Source organism: Citrobacter sp. XY323, assembly GCF_025106035.1.
Taxonomy (GTDB): domain Bacteria; phylum Pseudomonadota; class Gammaproteobacteria; order Enterobacterales; family Enterobacteriaceae; genus Citrobacter; species Citrobacter braakii.
In genome coordinates, this window is record NZ_JANYUK010000006.1 from 489,955 (window position 1) to 514,063 (window position 24,109).

Below are 24,109 nucleotides of genomic sequence, written 5' to 3' on the forward strand. Positions count from 1 at the left end.
AATTGCCTGATAAGCGTAGCGCTATCAGGCAACAATCGACTTATTTGCGCGTCAGTTTTTCCAGATCGGCTTCAATCTCGCTGATCTTGTTGGTCACGACGCTTTCCAGGTGACGTAAATCATCGAGGATCTTGCGTTTAAGATCGACTTCGCTGCGATCTCTCTGGCAGATCTGATCCAGTTCGTCGATCACGTAGCGCAGGTTGGGACTGATCTCCTGCACTTCTTTGTAACCCTGACCGACGCCATCGGCGACAACCGTTTTACGCTGACGGGGATATTTGAACTTCACGCTCTTGGCAAAAAACTCGCCTTTATCCTTCTGGAAATAGATTTTCAGGATATCGTTGTTGGCTTCTTGCCGCAGGCTGTAACGATCGATCTCTTCAGGATTAGTAATGCCCAGACTTTTCAGATTGTCATACATAGCGGTACCCTTAAGCTCACTATAACCATTGAATAATTAACGAAAAGCCTTGTTTATGCCACTCGCAGATGTAAAAAAAGCGGGCTAAGCCCGCTTTTTCAAATCGCTGTTAGTCGATGGTGCGTAACAGTTCGTTGATTCCCACTTTGCCACGCGTTTTAGCATCGACTTTCTTCACAATCACCGCGCAGTACAGGCTGTATTTGCCATCTTTCGACGGCAGGTTGCCGGAGACGACCACGGAGCCCGCTGGAACGCGGCCGTAATGCACTTCGCCGGTTTCGCGATCGTAAATACGGGTGCTCTGGCCGATATACACACCCATGGAGATGACGGAGCCTTCTTCGACGATCACGCCTTCAACCACTTCAGAGCGCGCGCCGATGAAGCAGTTGTCTTCGATGATGGTCGGGTTAGCCTGCAACGGTTCCAGTACGCCACCAATACCAACGCCACCGGACAGGTGTACATTCTTACCGATTTGCGCACAGGAACCCACGGTCGCCCAGGTATCAACCATCGTACCTTCATCAACATAAGCGCCGATGTTCACGTAAGACGGCATCAGCACGGTGTTACGGGCGATAAACGCGCCCTGACGCACTGCCGCAGGCGGAACCACGCGGAAACCTTCTTTCTGGAAGCGCGCTTCGTCGTAGTTGGCGAATTTCATCGGCACTTTATCGAAGTAACGGCTTTCCGCACCCTCGATAACCTGATTATCGTTAATACGGAAAGAGAGCAGGACCGCCTTTTTCAGCCACTGATGCGTGACCCACTGACCCTCAATCTTTTCTGCGACGCGCAGTGCACCGGAATCCAGTAAAGAAATAACCTGATTCACCGCTTCGCGGGTTACGGTATCTACATTTGCCGGAGTAATGTCGGCACGGCGCTCGAAAGCGGACTCAATAACGTTCTGTAACTGCTGCATTGTTAAACTCTTTCCATAATAAATAAAAACATTACCCTTTATCGTTTGGATTGAGGGCCTCTGTCAACCGTTGATGCACTTCCTGCTGCAGCTCATTATTAAGGGCGCGCCGGTCGGCGGTGGCGATTATGAATAAATCTTCTACTCGCTCGCCAATAGTTGTAATTCGGGCGCCATGCAGCGAAATTCCCAGATCGGCAAAAATCTGCCCGACCCGCGCCAGCAGTCCTGGCTGGTCGAGAGCGATAAGCTCAAGAAATGATTTTCGGTCGGTATGGGTCGGCAGAAAAGTGACCTCGGTATCGACGGTAAAGTGACGTAATTTTGCCGGCTGGCGACGCGGTTGCGGCGGCTGCCAGCTACGCTGGGTGATCGCCTGTTCAAGCCCAAAACGGATCGCTTCGTGTCGGTCTGACGACAGCGGGCTACCGTCTGGTTCCAGCACAATGAACGTATCCATCGCCATCCCATCGCGGGTGGTGAAAATCTGCGCATCGTGGACGCTAAGGTTGCGCCTGTCCAGTTCGGCGCAGACGGCAGCAAACAGGTAAGGGCGGTCAGGGCTCCAGATGAAAATTTCCGTCCCGCCTCGCGTGGCCTGCGGGCTGAGCAGGATCAGCGGCTTGCTGAGATCGTGTTGCAGCAGATGACGTGCATGCCAGGCCAACTGATTTGGACTGTGACGTACAAAATAGTTGGCGCGACAGCGCGACCAGATATGGTGCAGCGCTTCTTCATCAATGTTGTCCATGCGCAGTAGCGCCAGCGCCTGAAGTTGATGATGACGTACGCGCTCACGCATATCCGGCGTGTTTTGCATCCCACGGCGTAACTGTTTTTCCGTCGCGAAGTACAGCTCGCGCAGCAGGCTTTGCTTCCAGCTATTCCACAGCGTTTCGTTGGTGGCGCAAATATCTGCGACGGTCAGGCACACCAAAAAGCGCAGACGATGTTCCGTTTGCACCTCTTCGGCGAATTGCTTAATGACTTCGGGATCCTGAATATCGCGGCGCTGAGCGGTAACCGACATCAGTAAATGCTGGCGCACCAGCCACACGATCAGTTGCGTTTCGCGGGAGTTCAGCCCGTGCAGTTCGGCGAATTTGAGCACATCCTGGGCGCCGAGAACCGAGTGATCGCCGCCGCGACCTTTGGCGATATCGTGGAACAGCGCGGCAATCAGAATCAGCTCCGGCTGTCGTAGACGCGGCCACAGATCCACGCACAGCGGATGGCGCTGACGGGTCTCTTCGTTAGCAAAACTTTCCAGCTTGAGCATTACGCGAATGGTGTGTTCATCCACCGTATAGGCATGAAACAGGTCAAACTGCATTTGGCCGACAATATGCGACCATTGCGGCATATAGGCCCACAACACGCTGTGGCGATGCATAGGCAGCAGGCCGCGACTCACCGCGCCCGGATGGCGCAACATACTGAGAAACAGCGAACGCGCCTCCGGGATGTAGCACAGCGGCTGCGTTAAATGACGGCGGGCATGACGTAAATGGCGCAGCGTAGTGGAGTAAATTCCGCTGATCGCGCTATTACGCACCATGATGTAAAACATCCGCAATATTGCTTCGGGTTTGCGAATAAACAGGTCGTCGTCGCGCAGATCAATCAATGTGCCGCGCAGTTGAAAGTCGTCATCAATCGGACGTGGTTTTTCATCGGCGGGCAGGGCGAGGATCGCCTCGTCGAACAGTTGCAACAGCATGTGGTTCAGTTCGCTGACCCGTCGTGTGACGCGGAAATAGTCTTTCATCATCCGCTCGATAGGCTCATTGCCTTCACCGCCGTAGTTCAGGCGTTGCGCCACACTGAGCTGACGATCAAACAGCAGACGGTTGTCGTAACGACTAACGACCAGATGCAGGGCAAAGCGAATGCGCCACAGGATATGCAAACATTCATTCAGCTCGGCACGTTCTGCCTGCGTCAAAAAGCCGAAACCGACCATTTCATCCAGTGAGGTGGCGCCAAAATGGCGGCGGGCCACCCATTGCAGGGTATGAATATCGCGCAGGCCGCCGGGACTACTTTTGATATCCGGCTCCAGGTTGTAGCTGGTGCCGTGATAGCGCTGGTGGCGCTGATTCTGCTCTTCAACTTTGGCTGCGTAAAACTTATCGGACGGCCAGAAACCTTCGCTAAAAATATGCTTTTGTAGCTCAAGAAACAGCGCCACATCACCAATCAGCAGGCGCGTTTCAATCAGGTTGGTGGCGACGGTTAAATCTGACAATCCTTCCAGCAGACACTCTTCCAGCGTGCGCACGCTGTGCCCAACCTCGAGCCTCACGTCCCATAGCAGCGTTAACAGTTCGCCAACTTTTTCGGCCTGCGCGTCTGGTAGCTTTTTACGACTCAGGATCAGCAGGTCAATATCGGAAAGCGGATGCAGTTCGCCGCGCCCGTAACCGCCAACGGCAACCAGCGCCAGGTCGGCAATTTGACCGAAACCGGCTTCAATCCACAGACGTTGCAGTAACTGGTCAATAAACTCGGTGCGGGCCTCAATCAGCTGCTCTGCGGAAATCCCGCTGTCAAACGCGTCACCTAACCAGTGCTGGAAAGTGTCGATATGCGCTTTAATGCCGGGGCAGTTGAGATCGTGCTGCGGCCAGGTTCCGGGGTTCTGCGGTTGGCCTGGCAGGGTGGGGAGGGCAGTATTTGCGTGTTGTTCAGGAAGAGTATTCATTATGCGCCACCCATTAAAAAAGCCGGATGACGGCGTGAACGCCTTACCCGGCCTACGAAGTAGTACAATTTGTAGGCCTGATAAGATGCGGGTGCATCGCCATCAGGCAAAACATTATTCGTCGTGTGTGATGATCGCCGGGATGGTGTCATCCTTGCGTAATGTCAGAATTTCACAGCCTTTTTCCGTCACCACAATAGTATGCTCGTACTGAGCAGACAAGCTCCGATCTTTGGTTTTCACCGTCCATCCGTCTTTCATGGTGCGGATGCGGTAATCACCGGCATTCAGCATGGGCTCTACGGTGAAGGTCATGCCCGGCTGCAGTACCACACCGCCGTCGTCTGCATCGTAGTGCAGAACCTGCGGCTCTTCATGGAAGCCGCGACCGATGCCGTGACCGCAATATTCACGGACCACAGAGAAGCCTTCGCCTTCCGCGTATTTCTGAATCGCAGCGCCCAGCGTGCGCAGGCGAATACCCGGTTTTACCATCCGCAGCGCCAGATACAGGCTTTCCTGTGTGACGCGGCACAAACGCTCGCCCAGAATGGTTGGTTTGCCGACGATGAACATTTTCGAGGTATCACCGTGGAACTCGTCTTTAATCACGGTTACGTCGATGTTGACGATATCGCCGTCTTTCAGGAGCTTGGCGTCGTCCGGGATCCCATGGCACACCACTTCATTAATAGAGATGCACACGGACTTCGGATAACCGTGATAGCCCAGGCAGGCGGAAATGGCCTGCTGCTCATTCACGATGTAGTCATTACAGATGCGATCCAGTTCGCCGGTGCTGACGCCTGGCTTAACAAACGGTTCGATCATTTCCAGTACATCGGCGGCCAGACGGCCAGCGACGCGCATTTTTTCGATTTCTTCAGGGGTCTTGATTGAGATAGCCATGAATTCTGTCCATCAGTGCCGATGATATCGGCAATAATTGTTTAAGTGGTGCCAATGGTATCAGTCCGGCATACATGCTGCCAAATTGAGAATCATTCTGAACTTCGCCTTTCGTGCCACAGGTGTGTTGGCTGTATTTGTTCACTCCAGCCGCTTACTGCATGTAGGCTCCCGGAGATGCAAAAATTGGCTGCCTCCCTGTAACACGAAATTCATCGTTCATTCAGCACGCACCGCCAACAATTATTGGTGTCGGTAGCGTATTTGTGGTATAAAGCGCGCCGGACTTCCGATCCATTTGAAGACTACACACGATGGACGGGAGCGACAAATCTCACTTTGTGTAACAACACACACGTATCGGCACATATTCCGGGGTGCCCTTTGGGGTCGGTAATATGGGATGCGTGGAGGCTTAACCCCAACTTTTATATATAGAGGTTTTAATCATGGCAACTGTTTCCATGCGCGACATGCTCAAGGCTGGTGTTCACTTCGGTCACCAGACCCGTTACTGGAACCCGAAAATGAAGCCGTTCATCTTCGGTGCGCGTAACAAAGTTCACATCATCAACCTTGAGAAAACTGTACCGATGTTCAACGAAGCTCTGGCTGAACTGAACAAGATCTCTGCTCGTAAAGGTAAAATCCTTTTCGTTGGTACTAAACGCGCTGCAAGCGAAGCGGTGAAAGAAGCTGCTAACAACTGCGACCAGTTCTTCGTGAACCATCGCTGGTTGGGCGGCATGCTGACTAACTGGAAAACCGTTCGTCAGTCCATCAAACGTCTGAAAGATCTGGAAACTCAGTCTCAGGACGGTACTTTCGAAAAGCTGACCAAGAAAGAAGCGCTGATGCGTACTCGTGAGCTTGAGAAACTGGAAAACAGCCTGGGCGGTATCAAAGACATGGGCGGTCTGCCGGACGCTCTGTTCGTAATCGATGCTGACCACGAGCACATTGCTATCAAAGAAGCAAACAACCTGGGTATCCCAGTATTTGCTATCGTTGATACCAACTCTGATCCGGACGGTGTTGACTTCGTTATCCCGGGTAACGACGACGCAATCCGTGCTGTGACCCTGTACCTGGGCGCTGTAGCTACTACCGTTCGTGAAGGCCGTTCTCAGGATCTGGCTTCCCAGGCGGAAGAAAGCTTCGTAGAAGCTGAATAATAAGGCACGCTCGTTCGAGCCCCCTTATAAACCAGGTAGTATCACGTTTGGTTAGGGGCCCTTTAGGCCCCTTTTTCACTTTTAAATCTGTGCGGTTTCATGCCGGGCAGATCAAATCTTCCGAGGATTTTAGAATGGCTGAAATTACCGCATCCCTGGTAAAAGAGCTGCGTGAGCGTACTGGCGCAGGCATGATGGATTGCAAAAAAGCACTGACTGAAGCTAATGGCGACATCGAGCTGGCAATCGAAAACATGCGTAAGTCCGGCGCAATCAAAGCGGCGAAAAAAGCAGGCAACGTTGCTGCTGACGGCGTAATCAAAACCAAAATCGACGGCAACATCGCTTTCATTCTGGAAGTTAACTGCCAGACTGACTTCGTTGCTAAAGATGCTGGTTTCCAGGCATTTGCTGACAAAGTACTGGACGCTGCCGTTGCTGGCAAAATCACTGACGTTGAAGTTCTGAAAGCGCAGTTCGAAGAAGAACGTGTTGCTCTGGTTGCTAAAATCGGTGAGAACATCAACATCCGTCGCGTTGCTTCCCTGGAAGGCGAAGTTCTGGGTAACTACCAGCACGGTGCTCGTATCGGTGTTCTGGTTGCTGCAACTGGCGCTGACGAAGAGCTGGTTAAACAGCTGGCAATGCACGTTGCTGCAAGCAAACCAGAATTCGTTAAGCCGGAAGACGTTTCTGCTGAAGTGGTAGAGAAAGAATACCAGGTTCAGCTGGACATCGCGATGCAGTCTGGTAAGCCGAAAGAAATCGCAGAGAAAATGGTTGAAGGCCGTATGAAGAAATTCACCGGCGAAGTTTCTCTGACTGGTCAGCCTTTCGTTATGGATCCGAGCAAATCTGTTGGTCAGTTGCTGAAAGAGCACAACGCTGATGTAACAGGCTTCATCCGCTTTGAAGTGGGTGAAGGTATCGAGAAAGTTGAGACTGACTTTGCAGCAGAAGTTGCTGCGATGTCCAAGCAGTCTTAATTTTTAAAGGAGCCGCCTGAGGGCGGCTTCTTTTTGTGTCTGGCTTGTAAATTCAGCGAACCGCTATAGTGGTCATGCTGAAAAGCGACATACAATGTCGCCGGAATTAATTCATCTCATTCGTTGACAGTCTCAGGAAAGAAACATGGCTACCAATGCAAAACCCGTCTACAAACGTATTCTGCTTAAGTTAAGTGGCGAAGCTCTGCAAGGTTCAGAAGGCTTCGGTATTGATGCAAGCATCCTTGACCGTATGGCTCAGGAAATCAAAGAGCTGGTTGAGCTGGGTATCCAGGTTGGCGTAGTGATTGGTGGTGGTAACCTGTTCCGTGGCGCTGGTCTGGCGAAAGCAGGGATGAACCGCGTTGTGGGCGACCACATGGGCATGTTAGCCACCGTCATGAACGGTCTGGCGATGCGCGATGCGCTTCACCGCGCCTATGTGAACGCTCGCTTGATGTCCGCAATTCCTCTGAATGGCGTGTGTGATAACTACAGCTGGGCGGAAGCAATCAGCCTGCTGCGTAACAACCGCGTTGTTATTTTGTCTGCGGGTACTGGCAATCCGTTCTTCACTACCGACTCTGCGGCTTGCCTGCGTGGTATTGAAATTGAAGCGGATGTGGTACTGAAAGCCACCAAAGTCGATGGCGTATTTACGGCTGACCCGGCTAAAGATCCAACGGCGACTATGTACGAACAGTTGACCTATGCTGAAGTACTGGATAAAGAGCTGAAAGTGATGGATCTTGCGGCGTTTACACTGGCTCGTGACCACAAATTACCGATTCGTGTCTTTAACATGAACAAACCGGGTGCGCTGCGCCGTGTTGTTATGGGTGAAAAAGAAGGCACGTTAATCACGGAATAATTCCCGTTGCGGCTAAATGCAGGTAATATTCCGCTTTAATGTCGCGGGATACGTCCCTCAAAATTAATCAAGACTATACTTGTCACATCTTGCGTGGTGGGTATGGTCTGACTGAAACAAGCTTTCAAGGATTCGTAACGTGATCAACGATATCAGAAAAGATGCTGAAGTACGCATGGACAAATGCGTCGAAGCGTTCAAAAACCAAATCAGCAAAATTCGCACGGGCCGTGCTTCTCCTAGCCTGCTGGATGGTATTGTCGTGGAATATTACGGCACACCGACCCCGCTGCGCCAGCTGGCAAGCGTAACGGTTGAAGATTCCCGTACCCTGAAAATCAACGTGTTCGACCGTTCTATGGGGCCAGCCGTTGAGAAAGCAATTATGGCTTCCGACCTCGGTCTGAATCCAAGTTCTGCGGGTTCCGACATCCGCGTTCCGCTGCCGCCGCTGACTGAAGAACGTCGTAAAGATCTGACCAAGATCGTGCGTGGCGAAGCTGAAGGCGCGCGCGTTGCCGTACGTAACGTACGCCGCGATGCCAACGACAAAGTGAAAGCGTTGTTGAAAGAAAAAGAGATCAGCGAAGATGACGATCGCCGTTCTCAGGACGACGTACAGAAATTGACTGACGCAGCTATCAAGAAAGTTGATGCGGCGCTGGCAGAGAAAGAAACGGAACTGATGCAGTTCTGATTCGCCTGTACGCTAAAAACGCCGCTTAGAAGGCCTGAGAAGGCTGGATGGCGGCGTTTTGCTTTTTTCTGTCTATATACTCTAAATATTCGAGTTGCAGAAGGCGGCGACGCAGGGCATCCCCGGGAGCGTACACCCGTGCGTGACAGGGGTGAACGAGGAGAGCCAACGTACATGCAACTTGAAATATGACGAGTAAAATTCTTCTGGATGTCTGATGAAGCAATTAACCATCCTGGGATCAACCGGTTCCATTGGTTGCAGTACGCTGGATGTAGTACGCCATAACCCGGAAAAATTTCGTGTTGCTGCGTTGGTGGCGGGTAAAAATGTCGTCCGTATGGTTGAGCAATGTCTGGAATTTTCTCCTCGCTATGCGGTAATGGACGATGAAAAAAGCGCTGCGTTGGTAAAAGCAGCTCTGCTGGAGCAGGGCAGTCGTACTGAGGTTATGAGCGGGCAGCAGGCTGCCTGTGATATGGCTGCGCTGGATGATGTTGATCAGGTTATGGCGGCGATTGTCGGCGCGGCGGGCTTGCTACCGACGCTGGCGGCAATCCGCGCGGGCAAAAGCATTTTGCTGGCGAATAAAGAGTCTCTGGTGACCTGCGGGCGTCTGTTTATGGACGACGTGCAACGCCACAAAGCACAGCTTTTGCCGGTAGATAGCGAACATAACGCGATTTTTCAGAGTTTACCGCAACCTATCCAACACAATCTGGGATACGCTGACCTTGAGCAAAATGGCGTCATTTCAGTTTTGCTTACCGGGTCTGGTGGCCCTTTCCGTGAAACGCCATTGCGCGATCTGGTTTCTATGACCCCCGATCAGGCATGTCGTCATCCGAATTGGTCGATGGGACGAAAAATCTCTGTCGATTCAGCCACCATGATGAATAAAGGTCTGGAATACATTGAAGCGCGTTGGTTATTTAATGCCAATGCAAGCCAGATGGAAGTGCTGATTCACCCGCAGTCGGTTATTCATTCGATGGTACGTTATCAGGATGGTAGCGTTCTGGCGCAGTTGGGGGAACCTGATATGCGTACACCTATTGCTCATACGATGGCATGGCCAGAACGAGTGACGTCCGGCGTTAAGCCTGTCGACTTTTGCAAGCTCAGTGCGTTGACGTTTTCCGCACCTGATTACCAGCGTTATCCATGCCTGAAACTGGCGATGGACGCGTTTGAGCAAGGGCAGGCGGCGACGACCGCTTTGAACGCAGCGAATGAAATTACCGTTGCCGCATTCCTGGCGCAGCAGATCCGATTTACCGATATTGCTGACCTGAATTTATCCGTACTGGATAAGATGGATTTGCAGGAGCCACAGAGCGTTGATGACGTGCTGAAGGTTGATGCTATCGCGCGGGAAGTCGCCAGAAAAGAAGTGATGCGACGCTCAAGCTGATGATAATCCCTCCTCGGAGAATCGCGCTATTTGTTAGCGTTGGGCTTCAGTGATATAGTCTGCGCCACTCGATCGCGGGTATTTGTTTTTTTTCGGTCGGGTAAGCCGTGGTTTGACACGGCTTTTTTGTGGATGCACAAAATCATTCAGGTTGCATCAAGGTGGCAAGTGGATGAGTCCCCTGGAGCATACAAAGAGTATGTGACTGGGGCGAAGATCACAGCCAACGAAGGAGCAGCCTGAAGGATGAAGCGCAAAAGGCTTCAGTATTCCTGAGTACCGTATAATCCTTTCAGGGACTAAAAACGCGTTATGTTGTCTGCAACTAAACCATTAAGCGAAAATTTGCCAGCACATGGTTGTCGCCATGTAGCAATTATCATGGATGGCAATGGCCGCTGGGCGAAAAAGCAAGGGAAGATTCGCGCCTTTGGACATAAGGCCGGAGCAAAGTCCGTCCGCCGGGCTGTCTCTTTTGCTGCCAATAACGGTATTGATGCGTTAACGCTGTATGCCTTTAGCAGTGAGAACTGGAACCGACCTGCGCAGGAAGTGAGCGCGTTAATGGAGCTGTTTGTGTGGGCGCTTGATAGCGAAGTGAAAAACCTGCACCGCCATAACGTACGTCTGCGTATTATCGGGGATATCAGTCGATTTAACTCACGTTTGCAAGAACGGATTCGCAAATCAGAAGCGATTACCGCCCAGAATACCGGGTTGACGCTAAATATTGCAGCGAATTACGGTGGACGGTGGGATATAGTCCAGGGAGTCAGACAACTGGCACAACAGGTGCAGGATGGTCTGCTGCGTCCAGAGCAAATCGATGAAGAGATGCTGGGGCAGCAAATTTGTATGCATGAACTGGCTCCTGTGGATTTAGTGATAAGGACTGGGGGAGAGCATCGAATTAGTAATTTTCTGTTGTGGCAAATTGCCTATGCCGAACTTTACTTTACGGATGTTCTCTGGCCCGATTTCGATGAACAAGACTTTGAAGGTGCGCTGCATGCCTTTGCTAATCGTGAGCGTCGTTTCGGCGGCACCGAGCCCGGTGATGAAAAAGCCTGATGGGGGTCGCTTTTGCTGAAGTATCGCCTGATTTCTGCTTTTGTTTTAATACCCGTTGTCATCGCGGCGCTGTTTTTGCTGCCGCCGGTGGGGTTCGCCATTGTTACGCTGGCCGTCTGTATGCTGGCCGCCTGGGAATGGGGACAGTTAAGCGGTTTTACCACGCGTACGCAGCGAGTCTGGCTGGCTGTTTTGTGCGGGCTACTGCTGGCACTGATGCTATTTTTGTTGCCGGAATACCATCGCAATATTCATCAGCCGCTGGTTGAAGTATCGCTGTGGGCGTCGCTGGGCTGGTGGGTCGTGGCGCTGTTACTGGTGCTGTTTTATCCCGGCTCTGCGTCGGTCTGGCGTAATTCCAAAACATTACGCATAATTTTCGGCGTGTTAACCATAGTCCCTTTCTTTTGGGGAATGCTGGCGCTACGTGCATGGCACTATGATGAGAATCATTATAGTGGCGCGCTATGGCTGCTGTATGTCATGATCCTCGTCTGGGGAGCGGACTCGGGTGCCTATATGTTTGGTAAGCTGTTTGGCAAACATAAGCTGGCGCCGAAGGTTTCTCCTGGTAAAACCTGGCAGGGTTTTATTGGCGGACTCGCCACTGCGGCCGTGATCTCATGGGGTTATGGCATGTGGGCGAATCTTGAGGTTGCGCCTGTCACCTTGCTTATTTGCTCCATCGTTGCTGCCCTGGCCTCCGTGCTGGGTGACCTGACCGAGAGTATGTTTAAGCGTGAAGCAGGTATTAAGGACAGTGGTCACTTAATACCAGGACACGGCGGTATTTTGGATCGTATTGATAGCCTGACGGCTGCGGTACCGGTCTTTGCCTGCCTGTTGTTACTGGTATTCAGGACGCTCTAACGGATGGTCTTATGCTGAGTATTCTCTGGAATCTGGCTGCATTCATCGTTGCACTTGGTGTGCTTATCACCGTGCATGAATTTGGTCATTTCTGGGTTGCACGGCGCTGCGGAGTCCGCGTCGAACGCTTTTCCATTGGCTTTGGAAAAGCGCTTTGGCGGCGTACCGATAAATCAGGTACGGAATACGTCATCGCCCTGATTCCCCTCGGCGGTTACGTCAAAATGCTGGATGAGCGCGCTGAACCGGTCGCACCGGAGCTGCGCCATTACGCTTTCAACAATAAAACGGTTGGACAACGCGCAGCCATCATCGCCGCAGGTCCGATTGCCAACTTCCTTTTTGCTATTTTCGCGTATTGGCTGGTGTTTATCATCGGTGTCCCTGGCGTTCGTCCGGTTGTTGGTGAAATAACACCCAACTCGATTGCCGCACAGGCGCAAATTCAGCCGGGTACGGAACTAAAAGCGGTTGATGGTATCGAAACCCCTGATTGGGATGCCGTGCGATTACAACTGGTATCCAAAATTGGCGATGAACATACGACTCTCAGCGTGGCGCAGTTTGGCAGCAACCAGCGGCAGGACAAAACGCTGGATTTACGCCATTGGGCATTTGAGCCAGACAAAGAGGATCCTGTTTCCAGTTTAGGGATTCGCCCACGCGGTCCGCAGATTGAATCGGTGCTGTCAGAAGTGCAGGTAAACTCCGCTGCAAGTAAGGCGGGTTTGCAAGCTGGCGACAGGATCGTTAAAGTCAATGGTCAGCCGCTGACGCAATGGATGACGTTCGTGACGCTGGTGCGCGATAATCCGGATAAGCCGTTAGCGCTAGATATTGAAAGACAAGGAAGTTCCTTGTCTTTAACGTTAACCCCAGATTCAAAACAGGTTAACGGGAAGGCAGAGGGTTTTGCGGGCGTGGTGCCTAAAGTTATTCCTCTGCCTGATGAGTATAAGACTGTACGCCAGTATGGGCCATTCAGCGCCATCCTCGAAGCCTCGGATAAAACGTGGCAGTTGATGAAGCTGACGGTCAGTATGCTGGGAAAATTGATTACCGGTGATGTAAAACTGAACAACCTCAGTGGGCCGATTTCTATCGCCCAGGGGGCTGGGATGTCAGCGGAGTTCGGGGTTATTTATTACCTGATGTTCCTTGCGCTTATCAGCGTGAACTTAGGGATAATCAACCTGTTTCCGTTGCCCGTTCTTGACGGGGGGCATCTGCTGTTCCTGGCGATTGAAAAGCTGAAGGGCGGTCCGGTATCCGAGCGGGTTCAAGACTTTAGTTATCGCATTGGCTCTATCTTGCTGGTGTTGTTAATGGGGCTTGCACTTTTCAATGATTTCTCTCGGTTGTAAGAGAGTGTTAGGAAGAACGCATAATAACGATGGCGATGAAAAAGTTGCTCATAGCGTCGCTGCTGTTTAGCAGCGCCACCGTATACGGTGCTGAAGGGTTCGTAGTGAAGGACATTCATTTCGAAGGCCTACAGCGAGTCGCCGTTGGTGCGGCTCTCCTCAGTATGCCGGTGCGCACAGGCGACACGGTTAATGATGAAGACATCAGTAATACCATTCGTGCTCTGTTCGCCACCGGTAACTTTGAGGATGTCCGCGTCCTGCGCGATGGTGATACCCTTCTGGTTCAGGTAAAAGAACGTCCGACGATTGCCAGCATCACTTTCTCCGGTAACAAATCGGTGAAAGATGACATGCTCAAGCAAAACCTCGAGGCTTCTGGTGTGCGTGTTGGCGAGTCTCTGGATCGCACCACGCTAGCCGATATCGAAAAAGGGCTGGAAGATTTCTACTATAGCGTCGGTAAGTACAGCGCCAGTGTGAAAGCGGTGGTAACGCCGTTGCCGCGTAACCGCGTTGACCTCAAGCTGGTCTTCCAGGAAGGCGTTTCGGCGAAGATCCAACAGATCAATATCGTCGGCAACCATGCTTTCTCGACCGACGAACTGATCTCTCACTTCCAACTGCGTGATGAAGTGCCGTGGTGGAACGTGGTGGGCGATCGTAAATACCAGAAACAGAAACTGGCGGGCGATCTTGAAACCTTGCGCAGCTACTATCTGGATCGCGGTTATGCTCGCTTCAATATCGATTCCACCCAGGTTAGCCTGACGCCGGATAAAAAAGGTATCTACATTACCGTTAACATCACTGAAGGCGATCAATACAAGCTTTCAGGGGTACAGGTGAGCGGTAACCTGGCTGGGCACTCCGCCGAAATTGAGACCCTGACCAAAATCGAGCCAGGCGAACTCTATAACGGCACCAAAGTGACCAAAATGGAAGATGATATCAAGAAGCTTCTGGGTCGCTATGGCTATGCCTATCCGCGCGTACAGTCGCAACCTGAAATCAACGACGCCGACAAAACCGTTAAATTACGCGTAAACGTGGATGCAGGTAACCGTTTCTACGTGCGTAAGATTCGTTTTGAAGGTAACGACACCTCTAAAGATTCCGTTCTGCGTCGCGAAATGCGCCAGATGGAAGGGGCCTGGTTGGGTAGCGATCTGGTCGATCAGGGTAAAGAGCGTCTGAACCGTCTGGGTTACTTTGAAACTGTCGATACCGATACTCAGCGTGTACCGGGTAGCCCGGATCAGGTTGATGTGGTCTATAAGGTTAAAGAGCGTAACACCGGTAGCTTTAACTTCGGCGTTGGTTACGGTACTGAAAGCGGCGTGAGCTTCCAGGCTGGCGTTCAGCAAGATAACTGGTTAGGTACCGGTTATTCAGTCGGCATCAACGGCACCAAAAACGACTATCAGACCTATACTGAGTTGTCTGTCACCAACCCATATTTCACCGTTGATGGGGTGAGCCTTGGTGGTCGCGTTTTCTACAATGACTTTAAAGCGGATGATGCAGACCTGTCCGACTATACCAACAAAAGTTATGGTACTGACGCAACGCTCGGCTTCCCGATCAACGAATACAACACCTTGCGTGCGGGTGTGGGTTATGTGCATAACTCCTTGTCTAACATGGATCCACAGGTTGCAATGCAACGTTATCTGGTTTCAATGGGTAAGGATCCTGACGCTGATAGCTTTAAATCAGACGATTTCACCTTCAACTATGGGTGGACATATAACAAGCTGGACCGTGGGTACTTCCCAACGGAAGGTACGCGTGTCAACCTGAACGGTAAAGTAACCATTCCGGGTTCTGACAACGAATACTACAAAGCGACGTTGGATACCGCGACCTATGTGCCGATCGATGACGATCACAAATGGGTTGTTCTGGGCCGCACGAAGTGGGGCTATGGTGACGGCATCGGCAGCAAAGAGATGCCGTTCTACGAGAACTTCTATGCCGGTGGTTCCAGCACCGTGCGTGGTTTCCAGTCCAACACCATCGGTCCAAAGGCTGTCTATTTACCGGCTAATCGTTATAACAACGATAGCGATTACGATAACGAATGTGACGCCACCAATACTTCACCGTGTAAATCGGATGATGCGGTGGGCGGTAACGCCATGGCTGTCGCCAGCCTGGAATTCATTACCCCGACGCCGTTTATCAGCGACAAGTATGCCAACTCGGTCCGTACCTCGTTCTTCTGGGATATGGGTACCGTTTGGGATACGAACTGGGATTCAGCTAAGTACTCTGGTTATCCGGACTACAGCGATCCGAACAATATCCGTATGTCAGCGGGTATCGCTTTACAATGGATGTCCCCATTGGGGCCGTTGGTTTTCTCCTACGCCCAGCCGTTCAAGAAGTACGATGGAGACAAAGCGGAACAGTTCCAGTTTAACATTGGTAAAACCTGGTAATTGTTCTTCGCAAAGGAATGTAGTGGTAGTGTAGCGATGACTTTAGGCGATCTTGCATGGGATCGCCTGGCCACGCAAAGAACTGTACCTTCGGGTGCAAATGGGATGGTAAGGAGTTAATTGTGAAAAAGTGGTTATTAGCTGCAGGTCTCGGTTTAGCGATGGCAACGTCCGCACAGGCTGCTGACAAAATTGCAATCGTCAACATGGGTAGCTTGTTCCAACAGGTTGCACAGAAGACGGGCGTTTCTGCTACGCTGGAAAACGAGTTCAAAGGCCGTGCCAGCGAACTGCAGCGTATGGAATCTGATCTGCAATCTAAAATGCAGCGTCTGCAATCCATGAAAGCGGGTAGCGATCGTACTAAGCTGGAAAAAGACGTCATGGCTCAGCGTCAGACTTTCTCTCAGAAAGCTCAGGCTTTTGAGCAGGATCGTGCGCGTCGTTCCAACGAAGAACGTGGCAAACTGGTTACTCGTATCCAGACAGCTGTGAAATCTGTTGCTAACAGTCAGAGCATCGATCTGGTTGTTGACGCAAACACCGTTGCATACAACAGCAGCGATGTAAAAGACATCACCGCTGACGTACTGAAACAGGTTAAATAAGTAATGCCTTCAATTCGACTGGCTGATTTAGCAGAGCAGTTGGATGCAGAATTACACGGTGATGGCGATATCGTCATCACCGGCGTAGCGTCCATGCAATCTGCGCAAACTGGCAATATCACGTTCATGGTGAATCCTAAGTACCGTGAACACTTAGGCGTATGCCAGGCTTCTGCCGTTGTGATGACGCAGGACGATCTTCCTTTTGCTAAGAGTGCAGCGCTGGTAGTGAAGAATCCCTACCTGACCTATGCACGTATGGCGCAAATCTTAGATACCACGCCGCAGCCCGCACAAAACATTGCACCGAGTGCAGTGATCGATGCGACGGCGAAGCTGGGTAATAATGTTTCTGTGGGCGCAAATGCGGTCATTGAGTCTGGCGTAGAACTGGGCGATAACGTCGTTATCGGCGCAGGCTGCTTCGTCGGAAAAAATACTAAAATCGGCGCAGGTTCACGCTTGTGGGCGAATGTGACAATTTACCACGACATTCAGATCGGTGAGAATTGCCTGATCCAGTCCAGCACTGTCGTCGGATCTGATGGATTTGGTTACGCGAACGATCGCGGTAACTGGGTGAAGATCCCGCAGCTTGGTCGCGTGATTATCGGCGATCGCGTCGAGATCGGCGCTTGTACCACCATTGACCGTGGTGCGCTGGACGATACTGTGATCGGTAATGGTGTTATCATTGATAACCAGTGCCAGATTGCGCATAACGTTGTGATTGGCGACAATACGGCGGTAGCCGGTGGCGTCATTATGGCGGGTAGCCTGAAGATTGGCCGTTACTGCATGATTGGCGGCGCCAGCGTGATCAATGGGCATATGGAAATATGCGATAAAGTCACGGTTACTGGCATGGGTATGGTGATGCGTCCTATCACCGAACCTGGCGTCTATTCCTCAGGCATTCCGCTACAGCCCAATAAGGTATGGCGTAAAACAGCTGCACTGGTGATGAATATTGATGATATGAGCAAGCGTCTCAAAGCGATTGAGCGCAAGGTTAATCAACAAGACTAAAGCACCGTTTTTGCATGTCTGACTTTTCGGCCTGTCCCATTCATACGATTGCGACAGGCCGTGTTATTATTGCCTTTTAGTATATTTTGACAGGAAGAGTATTTTGACTACTAACACTCATACTCTGCATATTGAAGAGATTTTAGAACTTCTGCCGCACCGTTTTCCGTTTCTGCTGGTTGACCGCGTGCTGGATTTTGAAGAAGGTCGTTTTCTGCGCGCAGTGAAAAATGTATCTGTTAACGAGCCTTTCTTCCAGGGCCACTTCCCGGGTAAACCTATTTTCCCAGGCGTACTGATTCTGGAAGCAATGGCGCAGGCCACCGGTATCCTTGCGTTTAAAAGCGTAGGGAAACTGGAACCAGGTGAACTGTACTATTTTGCGGGTATTGACGAAGCACGCTTTAAGCGTCCTGTCGTGCCAGGCGATCAGATGATCATGGAAGTGACTTTCGAGAAAACGCGCCGCGGCCTGACCCGTTTTAAAGGGGTTGCGCTGGTCGACGGTAAAGTTGTGTGCGAAGCAACGATGATGTGTGCCCGTAGCCGGGAGGCCTGATACGTGATTGATAAATCCGCCTTTATTCACCCAACTGCCATTGTGGAAGAAGGCGCCAGCATTGGCGCTAACGCTCACATTGGCCCATTTTGTATTGTTGGACCCCATGTTGAAATTGGTGAGGGTACCGTACTGAAGTCTCACGTTGTCGTGAATGGCCATACAAAAATTGGTCGCGATAACGAGATCTATCAGTTTGCCTCCATCGGTGAAGTTAACCAGGATCTGAAATATGCTGGCGAACCGACCCGCGTGGAAATTGGCGATCGCAACCGCATCCGCGAAAGCGTCACCATTCATCGTGGCACAGTGCAGGGCGGTGGAGTGACGAAGGTGGGCAGCGATAACTTACTGATGATTAATGCGCACGTCGCGCATGATTGTACGGTAGGCAACCGCTGTATTCTGGCGAATAACGCCACGCTTGCCGGGCATGTGTCGCTGGATGATTTTGTTATCATCGGCGGCATGACTGCGGTGCATCAGTTCTGCATCATCGGCGCGCATGTGATGGTTGGCGGCTGTTCTGGCGTTGCTCAGGATGTGCCTCCGTATGTTATCGCCCAGGGCAACCACGCAACGCCATTTGGCGTCAATATCGAAGGTCTGAAGCGTCGTGGATTCACCCGCGAAGCGATTACCGCGATTCGTAATGCCTACAAAGCGTTGTACCGTAGCGGTAAAACGCTGGAAGAAGTGAAACCGGAAATCGCGGAACTGGCGAAACAGTACCCTGAAGTTCAGGCTTTCAGCGACTTCTTTGAGCGCTCAACGCGTGGTCTGATTCGTTAATGACTGAGCAGCGTCCTTTAACGATTGCCCTCGTCGCCGGAGAAACCTCCGGCGATATTCTTGGTGCCGGGTTAATTCGTGCACTCAAGGCTCGCGTTCCCAATGCGCGTTTTGTTGGCGTGGCGGGTCCGCTGATGCAGGCCGAAGGCTGTGAAGCCTGGTACGAAATGGAAGAGCTGGCGGTAATGGGCATTGTTGAAGTGCTCGGACGCCTGCGCCGTTTACTGCATATTCGCGCCGATCTCACTCGCCGATTTACCGACTTAAAGCCGGATGTTTTCGTCGGTATTGATGCGCCTGATTTCAATATTACCCTCGAAGGGAATTTGAAAAAGCAGGGCATTAAAACCATTCATTACGTCAGCCCCTCTGTGTGGGCCTGGCGACAGAAACGCGTTTTCAAAATAGGCAGATCCACCAATATGGTGCTGGCCTTTCTGCCTTTCGAAAAAGCGTTTTATGACAAATTTAACGTCCCGTGCCGCTTTATCGGTCATACCATGGCAGATGCCATGCCGTTGGACCCGGATAAAAACGCGGCTCGCGATGTTCTGGGTATTCCCCATGACGTTCACTGCCTGGCGCTATTGCCAGGAAGCCGTGGCGCAGAAGTGGAGATGCTCAGCGCCGATTTTCTGAAAACGGCGCAGTTGTTACGCCAGCATTATCCAGATCTCGAAGTGGTAGTGCCGTTGGTGAATGCCAAACGTCGCGAGCAGTTTGAGCGCATTAAAGCTGAAGTTGCGCCGGAGCTTTCCGTACATCTGCTTAATGGGATGGGACGTGAAGCGATGGTTGCCAGCGATGCCGCACTGCTGGCTTCCGGCACCGCTGCGCTGGAATGTATGCTGGCAAAATGCCCGATGGTGGTTGGCTATCGTATGAAACCTTTCACCTTCTGGCTGGCGAAGCGTCTGGTGAAGACCGATTACGTTTCGCTACCTAACCTGCTGGCGGGAAGAGAACTGGTTAAAGAGCTGTTGCAGGAAGAGTGCGAACCGCAGGCGCTGTCGCAAGCGCTGTTGCCGTTGCTGGCGAATGGCAAAACCAGCCATGCGATGCACGACACATTCCGTGAACTGCATCAGCAGATCCGTTGCAACGCTGATGAGCAGGCGGCGGATGCGGTCCTGGAGTTAGCGCAATGATTGAATTTGTATATCCGCATACGCATTTAGTGGCGGGTGTAGATGAAGTTGGACGTGGTCCTTTGGTCGGTGCGGTCGTCACTGCCGCCGTCATTCTGGATCCGGCTCGCCCTATTATCGGTCTTAACGACTCAAAAAAACTGTCGGAAAAACGTCGCCTGGCGCTATTCGATGAGATTAAAGAAAAAGCGTTAAGCTGGAGCCTGGGGCGTGCGGAACCACATGAAATCGACGAGTTGAATATTTTACATGCCACTATGCTGGCCATGCAGCGTGCGGTTGCGGGTCTACATATAGCGCCGGAATACGTACTGATCGACGGCAATCGTTGCCCGGCATTACCGGTGCCATCGCTTGCGGTGGTAAAAGGTGATAGCCGTGTGGCGGAGATTAGCGCGGCGTCGATACTGGCAAAAGTCACTCGTGATGCTGAAATGGCGGCCCTGGATACGGTGTTCCCGCAGTATGGCTTTGCACAGCACAAAGGCTATCCAACCGCTTTTCATCTGGAAAAGTTGGCAATGCATGGCGCAACAGAGCACCATCGCCGTAGTTTTGGCCCCGTCAAACGCGCACTGGGACTCACGTCCTGATTCTTGTGTCGAAGGAATCTGAAGATGTCTGAACCTCGTTTCGTCCACCTGCGGGTGCACAGCGACTACTCCATGATCGATGGGCTGGCGAAAACCGGGCCGCTGGTGAAAAAGGCGGCCGCGTTAGGCATGCCTGCGCTGGCGATCACCGATTTTACCAACCTGTGTGGTCTGGTGAAGTTTTACGGAGCGGGTCACGGTGCGGGTATCAAGCCGATAGTTGGCGCAGATTTTCATGTCCGTAGCGAGCTGCTGGGCGATGAACTCACGCAGCTCACCGTGCTGGCCGCAAACAATACTGGCTATCAGAACCTGACGTTGTTGATATCGAAAGCCTATCAGCGTGGTTATGGCGCAGAAGGGCCGGTCATCGACCGGGATTGGCTGGCCGAGTTAAAAGAAGGTTTGATTTTGCTCTCCGGCGGCCGCATGGGCGACGTTGGGCGCAGCCTGCTGCGCGGTAATAGCGCACTGGTTGATGAGTGCGTAGCGTTTTACGAAGAACATTTTCCAAATTGTTACTTCCTCGAGCTTATCCGCACCGGCAGGCAAGATGAAGAAAATTATCTGCATGCAGCGGTAGAGCTGGCGGAAAGGCGTGGTCTTCCGGTGGTGGCGACCAACGATGTTCGTTTCCTTGAAACCGGTGATTTTGACGCGCATGAAATCCGCGTGGCAATCCATGACGGGTTCACCCTTGACGACCCGAAACGCCCACGTAATTATTCGCCGCAGCAGTACATGCGTAGCGAAGATGAAATGTGCGAGCTGTTTTCCGATATTCCGGAAGCGCTGCAAAACACCGTTGAGATAGCTAAGCGCTGTAACGTGACGGTACGTCTGGGTGAGTATTTCCTGCCACAGTTCCCGACCGGTGATATGACCACCGAGGATTTCCTCGTGGCGAAATCGCGCGAAGGTCTGGAAGAGCGTCTGGCGTTTTTGTTCCCGGACCCTGAAGTTCGCGCCCAGAAGCGCCCGCCTTATGACGAACGTCTGGAAGTTGAACTGAAAGTTATCAACCAGATGGGATTTCCTGGCTACTTCCTGATCGTGATGGAATTTATCCAGTGGTCGAAAGATAACGGCGTACCGGTAGGCCCTGGACGTGGTTCCGGTGCCGGCTCGCTTGTCGCCTATGCGCTGAAAATTACCGACCTGGATCCGCTGGAATTTGACCTGCTGTTCGAACGATTCCTGAACCCGGAACGTGTCTCAATGCCCGACTTCGACGTTGACTTCTGTATGGAGAAACGCGACCGGGTAATTGAACACGTGGCGGAAATGTACGGTCGTGATGCGGTTTCGCAGATTATTACCTTCGGTACGATGGCGGCCAAAGCGGTTATCCGCGACGTGGGGCGCGTTCTGGGACACCCGTACGGCTTCGTTGACCGTATTTCGAAACTGGTGCCACCCGATCCGGGCATGACGCTGGCAAAAGCCTTTGAAGCCGAACCCCAACTGCCGGAAATCTATGAGGCAGATGAAGAGGTTAAAGCGCTGATCGATATGGCGCGTAAGCTGGAAGGCGTCACGCGTAACGCCGGTAAACACGCCGGTGGTGTAGTTATCGCGCCGACCAAAATTACCGATTTTGCGCCGCTGTACTGCGATGAACAGGGGCTGCACCCGGTTACTCAGTTTGATAAGAACGACGTGGAATATGCCGGCCTTGTGAAGTTCGACTTCCTCGGCCTGCGTACGCTCACCATCATCAACTGGGCGCTGGAAATGATTAACGCGCGCCGTGAAAAGAACGGCGAGCCGCCGCTGGATATCGCCGCAATCCCGCTGGATGACAAGAAAAGCTTCGACATGCTGCAACGCTCGGAGACCACGGCGGTCTTCCAGCTTGAATCCCGCGGCATGAAAGATCTTATCAAACGTCTGCAGCCTGACTGCTTCGAAGATATGATCGCCCTGGTGGCCCTGTTCCGTCCAGGTCCGCTACAGTCGGGGATGGTAGATAACTTTATCGACCGTAAGCATGGTCGCGAAGAGATTTCCTACCCGGACGTACAATGGCAGCATGAGTGTCTGAAACCGGTACTGGAGCCGACCTACGGCATTATCCTGTATCAGGAACAGGTTATGCAGATTGCCCAGGAGCTGTCCGGATATACCCTTGGCGGTGCGGACATGTTGCGTCGTGCGATGGGTAAGAAAAAGCCGGAAGAGATGGCTAAGCAGCGCGGCACCTTTGAAGAAGGGGCGAAAAAGCGCGGCGTCGACGGCGAACTGGCGATGAAAATCTTTGACCTGGTGGAGAAATTCGCCGGTTACGGATTTAACAAATCGCACTCCGCCGCCTATGCGCTGGTCTCTTACCAGACGCTATGGCTGAAGGCGCATTACCCCGCCGAGTTTATGGCGGCGGTAATGACCGCCGATATGGATAACACCGAGAAAGTGGTCGGGCTGGTGGATGAATGCTGGCGTATGGGGCTCAAAATCCTGCCGCCGGATATCAACTCCGGGCTTTATCATTTTCACGTGAATGATGATGGCGAAATTGTCTATGGCATCGGCGCGATAAAAGGCGTGGGTGAAGGGCCAATTGAAGCTATTATTGAGGCGCGCAACGAAGGCGGTTACTTCCGCGAGCTGTTTGATCTCTGTGCGCGCACGGACATCAAAAAACTCAACCGCCGGGTGCTGGAAAAGTTAATCATGTCCGGGGCGTTTGACCGCCTTGGTCCGCATCGTGCGGCGCTGATGAATTCGCTCAACGATGCGCTAAAAGCCGCCGATCAGCATGCGAAAGCCGAGGCAACGGGTCAGGCGGACATGTTTGGCGTGCTGGCTGAAGAGCCGGAACAAATTGAACAGTCTTATGCTAACTGTACACCGTGGCCGGAGCAGGTGGTATTAGAAGGGGAACGTGAAACGTTAGGGCTTTACCTGACGGGACACCCCATCAACCAGTATTTAAAAGAAATTGAGCGCTATGTTGGAGGCCACAGGCTGAAAGACATGCATCCGACAGAACGTGGTAAAGTCACCACGGCTGCGGGGCTCGTCATTGCTGCGCGGGTAATGGTCACCAAGCGCGGCAATCGTATCGGCATCTGTACCCTGGATGACCGTTCCGGGCGTCTGGAAGTTATGTTGTTTACCGACGCCCTGGATAAATACCAGCAATTGCTGGAAAAAGACCGCATACTTATCGTCAGCGGACAGGTCAGCTTTGATGACTTCAGCGGCGGGCTTAAAATGATGGCCCGTGAAGTCATGGATATTGACGAAGCCCGGGAAAAATATGCTCGCGGGCTTGCTATCTCGCTGACGGACAGGCAAATTGATGACCAGCTTTTAAACCGACTCCGTCAGTCTCTGGAACCCCACCGCTCGGGGACAATTCCAGTACATCTCTACTATCAGAGGGCGGATGCACGTGCGCGATTGCGTTTTGGCGCAACGTGGCGTGTCTCTCCGAGCGATCGTTTGCTAAACGATCTCCGTGGCCTTATTGGTTCGGAGCAGGTGGAACTGGAGTTTGACTAATACAGGA

The 24,109-nt window shown here is 52.1% G+C and carries 20 protein-coding genes; 16 read left to right on the plus strand and 4 right to left on the minus strand.

Features of this window, described 5'->3' with window-relative positions; translation table 11 throughout:
- Window positions 1-40 precede the first annotated feature (40 nt).
- The 4 genes from N0B36_RS11790 to map form a co-directional block, all read right to left on the minus strand.
- Window positions 41-427, minus strand: coding sequence for a DUF3461 family protein (locus tag N0B36_RS11790; protein ID WP_003018562.1), 387 nt, complete (start codon window positions 425-427; stop codon window positions 41-43).
- A 109-nt stretch (window positions 428-536) separates the two neighbouring features.
- Window positions 537-1,361 carry a 2,3,4,5-tetrahydropyridine-2,6-dicarboxylate N-succinyltransferase gene (dapD, locus tag N0B36_RS11795; protein WP_003829186.1) on the minus strand — a complete coding sequence of 275 codons (825 nt, stop codon included), beginning with the start codon at window positions 1,359-1,361 and terminating at the stop codon, window positions 537-539.
- A 31-nt stretch (window positions 1,362-1,392) separates the two neighbouring features.
- Window positions 1,393-4,065 (minus strand): bifunctional uridylyltransferase/uridylyl-removing protein GlnD, encoded by a 2,673-nt coding sequence (gene glnD / locus N0B36_RS11800; protein ID WP_016151756.1) that lies wholly within the window; start codon window positions 4,063-4,065, stop codon window positions 1,393-1,395.
- A 114-nt stretch (window positions 4,066-4,179) separates the two neighbouring features.
- On the minus strand, window positions 4,180-4,974 hold the full coding sequence (map, locus tag N0B36_RS11805; RefSeq protein ID WP_016151757.1) for a type I methionyl aminopeptidase: 795 nt from the start codon (window positions 4,972-4,974) through the stop codon (window positions 4,180-4,182).
- Window positions 4,975-5,423: 449 nt separating this feature from the next.
- Between map and rpsB the strand changes: the two genes are divergently transcribed.
- From rpsB to dnaE, 16 genes are all read left to right on the plus strand, one after another.
- Window positions 5,424-6,149, plus strand: a complete 726-nt coding sequence (gene rpsB, locus N0B36_RS11810) for a 30S ribosomal protein S2 (protein ID WP_016151758.1) — start codon at window positions 5,424-5,426, stop codon at window positions 6,147-6,149.
- A 134-nt stretch (window positions 6,150-6,283) separates the two neighbouring features.
- Complete coding sequence (gene tsf / locus N0B36_RS11815) at window positions 6,284-7,135, plus strand: translation elongation factor Ts (RefSeq protein WP_016151759.1); 852 nt, start codon at window positions 6,284-6,286, stop codon at window positions 7,133-7,135.
- Window positions 7,136-7,280: 145 nt separating this feature from the next.
- Window positions 7,281-8,006: a UMP kinase gene (pyrH, locus tag N0B36_RS11820; protein WP_005132114.1), complete on the plus strand. Its 726-nt coding sequence runs from the start codon at window positions 7,281-7,283 to the stop codon at window positions 8,004-8,006.
- A 139-nt stretch (window positions 8,007-8,145) separates the two neighbouring features.
- Entirely contained in the window at window positions 8,146-8,703 is a 558-nt protein-coding gene (gene frr, locus N0B36_RS11825; protein ID WP_016151760.1) for a ribosome recycling factor, read from the plus strand.
- A 217-nt stretch (window positions 8,704-8,920) separates the two neighbouring features.
- Entirely contained in the window at window positions 8,921-10,117 is a 1,197-nt protein-coding gene (ispC, locus tag N0B36_RS11830; protein WP_046275346.1) for a 1-deoxy-D-xylulose-5-phosphate reductoisomerase, read from the plus strand.
- 312 nt (window positions 10,118-10,429) lie between these two features.
- Window positions 10,430-11,188, plus strand: coding sequence for a (2E,6E)-farnesyl-diphosphate-specific ditrans,polycis-undecaprenyl-diphosphate synthase (gene ispU, locus N0B36_RS11835; protein ID WP_003018543.1), 759 nt, complete (start codon window positions 10,430-10,432; stop codon window positions 11,186-11,188).
- Between the two features lie 12 nt (window positions 11,189-11,200).
- Window positions 11,201-12,058, plus strand: coding sequence for a phosphatidate cytidylyltransferase (gene cdsA, locus N0B36_RS11840; RefSeq protein ID WP_016151762.1), 858 nt, complete (start codon window positions 11,201-11,203; stop codon window positions 12,056-12,058).
- Window positions 12,059-12,069: 11 nt separating this feature from the next.
- Window positions 12,070-13,422, plus strand: coding sequence for a sigma E protease regulator RseP (rseP, locus tag N0B36_RS11845; RefSeq protein ID WP_016151763.1), 1,353 nt, complete (start codon window positions 12,070-12,072; stop codon window positions 13,420-13,422).
- 29 nt (window positions 13,423-13,451) lie between these two features.
- On the plus strand, window positions 13,452-15,866 hold the full coding sequence (gene bamA, locus N0B36_RS11850) for an outer membrane protein assembly factor BamA (protein WP_016151764.1): 2,415 nt from the start codon (window positions 13,452-13,454) through the stop codon (window positions 15,864-15,866).
- A gap of 122 nt (window positions 15,867-15,988) precedes the next feature.
- Window positions 15,989-16,474: a molecular chaperone Skp gene (skp, locus tag N0B36_RS11855; protein ID WP_016151765.1), complete on the plus strand. Its 486-nt coding sequence runs from the start codon at window positions 15,989-15,991 to the stop codon at window positions 16,472-16,474.
- 3 nt (window positions 16,475-16,477) lie between these two features.
- On the plus strand, window positions 16,478-17,503 hold the full coding sequence (gene lpxD / locus N0B36_RS11860) for a UDP-3-O-(3-hydroxymyristoyl)glucosamine N-acyltransferase (protein WP_003018531.1): 1,026 nt from the start codon (window positions 16,478-16,480) through the stop codon (window positions 17,501-17,503).
- Window positions 17,504-17,606: 103 nt separating this feature from the next.
- Window positions 17,607-18,062 (plus strand): 3-hydroxyacyl-ACP dehydratase FabZ, encoded by a 456-nt coding sequence (gene fabZ / locus N0B36_RS11865; RefSeq protein WP_003018528.1) that lies wholly within the window; start codon window positions 17,607-17,609, stop codon window positions 18,060-18,062.
- A 3-nt stretch (window positions 18,063-18,065) separates the two neighbouring features.
- Window positions 18,066-18,854: an acyl-ACP--UDP-N-acetylglucosamine O-acyltransferase gene (gene lpxA, locus N0B36_RS11870; protein WP_003018525.1), complete on the plus strand. Its 789-nt coding sequence runs from the start codon at window positions 18,066-18,068 to the stop codon at window positions 18,852-18,854.
- Window positions 18,854-20,002, plus strand: a complete 1,149-nt coding sequence (gene lpxB, locus N0B36_RS11875; protein WP_047498529.1) for a lipid-A-disaccharide synthase — start codon at window positions 18,854-18,856, stop codon at window positions 20,000-20,002. The genes lpxA and lpxB overlap by 1 nt, the downstream gene beginning before the upstream one ends.
- A complete protein-coding gene (gene rnhB, locus N0B36_RS11880; protein ID WP_019078405.1) occupies window positions 19,999-20,595 on the plus strand; it encodes a ribonuclease HII in 597 nt (198 codons plus the stop codon). Before lpxB ends, rnhB begins: the two co-directional genes overlap by 4 nt.
- Before the next feature lie 24 nt (window positions 20,596-20,619).
- Window positions 20,620-24,102, plus strand: coding sequence for a DNA polymerase III subunit alpha (gene dnaE / locus N0B36_RS11885; protein WP_016151769.1), 3,483 nt, complete (start codon window positions 20,620-20,622; stop codon window positions 24,100-24,102).
- Window positions 24,103-24,109 lie beyond the last annotated feature (7 nt).

What these genes read in the sequence shown, in the direction of transcription:
- N0B36_RS11790 (WP_003018562.1), bottom strand. Translation starts at nt 427, where the DNA reads ATGTATGACAATCTGAAAAGTCTGGGCATTACTAATCCTGAAGAGATC.
- dapD (WP_003829186.1), bottom strand. Translation starts at nt 1,361, where the DNA reads ATGCAGCAGTTACAGAACGTTATTGAGTCCGCTTTCGAGCGCCGTGCC.
- glnD (WP_016151756.1), bottom strand. Translation starts at nt 4,065, where the DNA reads ATGAATACTCTTCCTGAACAACACGCAAATACTGCCCTCCCCACCCTG.
- map (WP_016151757.1), bottom strand. Translation starts at nt 4,974, where the DNA reads ATGGCTATCTCAATCAAGACCCCTGAAGAAATCGAAAAAATGCGCGTC.
- rpsB (WP_016151758.1), top strand. Translation starts at nt 5,424, where the DNA reads ATGGCAACTGTTTCCATGCGCGACATGCTCAAGGCTGGTGTTCACTTC.
- tsf (WP_016151759.1), top strand. Translation starts at nt 6,284, where the DNA reads ATGGCTGAAATTACCGCATCCCTGGTAAAAGAGCTGCGTGAGCGTACT.
- pyrH (WP_005132114.1), top strand. Translation starts at nt 7,281, where the DNA reads ATGGCTACCAATGCAAAACCCGTCTACAAACGTATTCTGCTTAAGTTA.
- ispC (WP_046275346.1), top strand. Translation starts at nt 8,921, where the DNA reads ATGAAGCAATTAACCATCCTGGGATCAACCGGTTCCATTGGTTGCAGT.
- ispU (WP_003018543.1), top strand. Translation starts at nt 10,430, where the DNA reads ATGTTGTCTGCAACTAAACCATTAAGCGAAAATTTGCCAGCACATGGT.
- rseP (WP_016151763.1), top strand. Translation starts at nt 12,070, where the DNA reads ATGCTGAGTATTCTCTGGAATCTGGCTGCATTCATCGTTGCACTTGGT.
- bamA (WP_016151764.1), top strand. Translation starts at nt 13,452, where the DNA reads ATGGCGATGAAAAAGTTGCTCATAGCGTCGCTGCTGTTTAGCAGCGCC.
- lpxD (WP_003018531.1), top strand. Translation starts at nt 16,478, where the DNA reads ATGCCTTCAATTCGACTGGCTGATTTAGCAGAGCAGTTGGATGCAGAA.
- lpxB (WP_047498529.1), top strand. Translation starts at nt 18,854, where the DNA reads ATGACTGAGCAGCGTCCTTTAACGATTGCCCTCGTCGCCGGAGAAACC.
- rnhB (WP_019078405.1), top strand. Translation starts at nt 19,999, where the DNA reads ATGATTGAATTTGTATATCCGCATACGCATTTAGTGGCGGGTGTAGAT.
- dnaE (WP_016151769.1), top strand. Translation starts at nt 20,620, where the DNA reads ATGTCTGAACCTCGTTTCGTCCACCTGCGGGTGCACAGCGACTACTCC.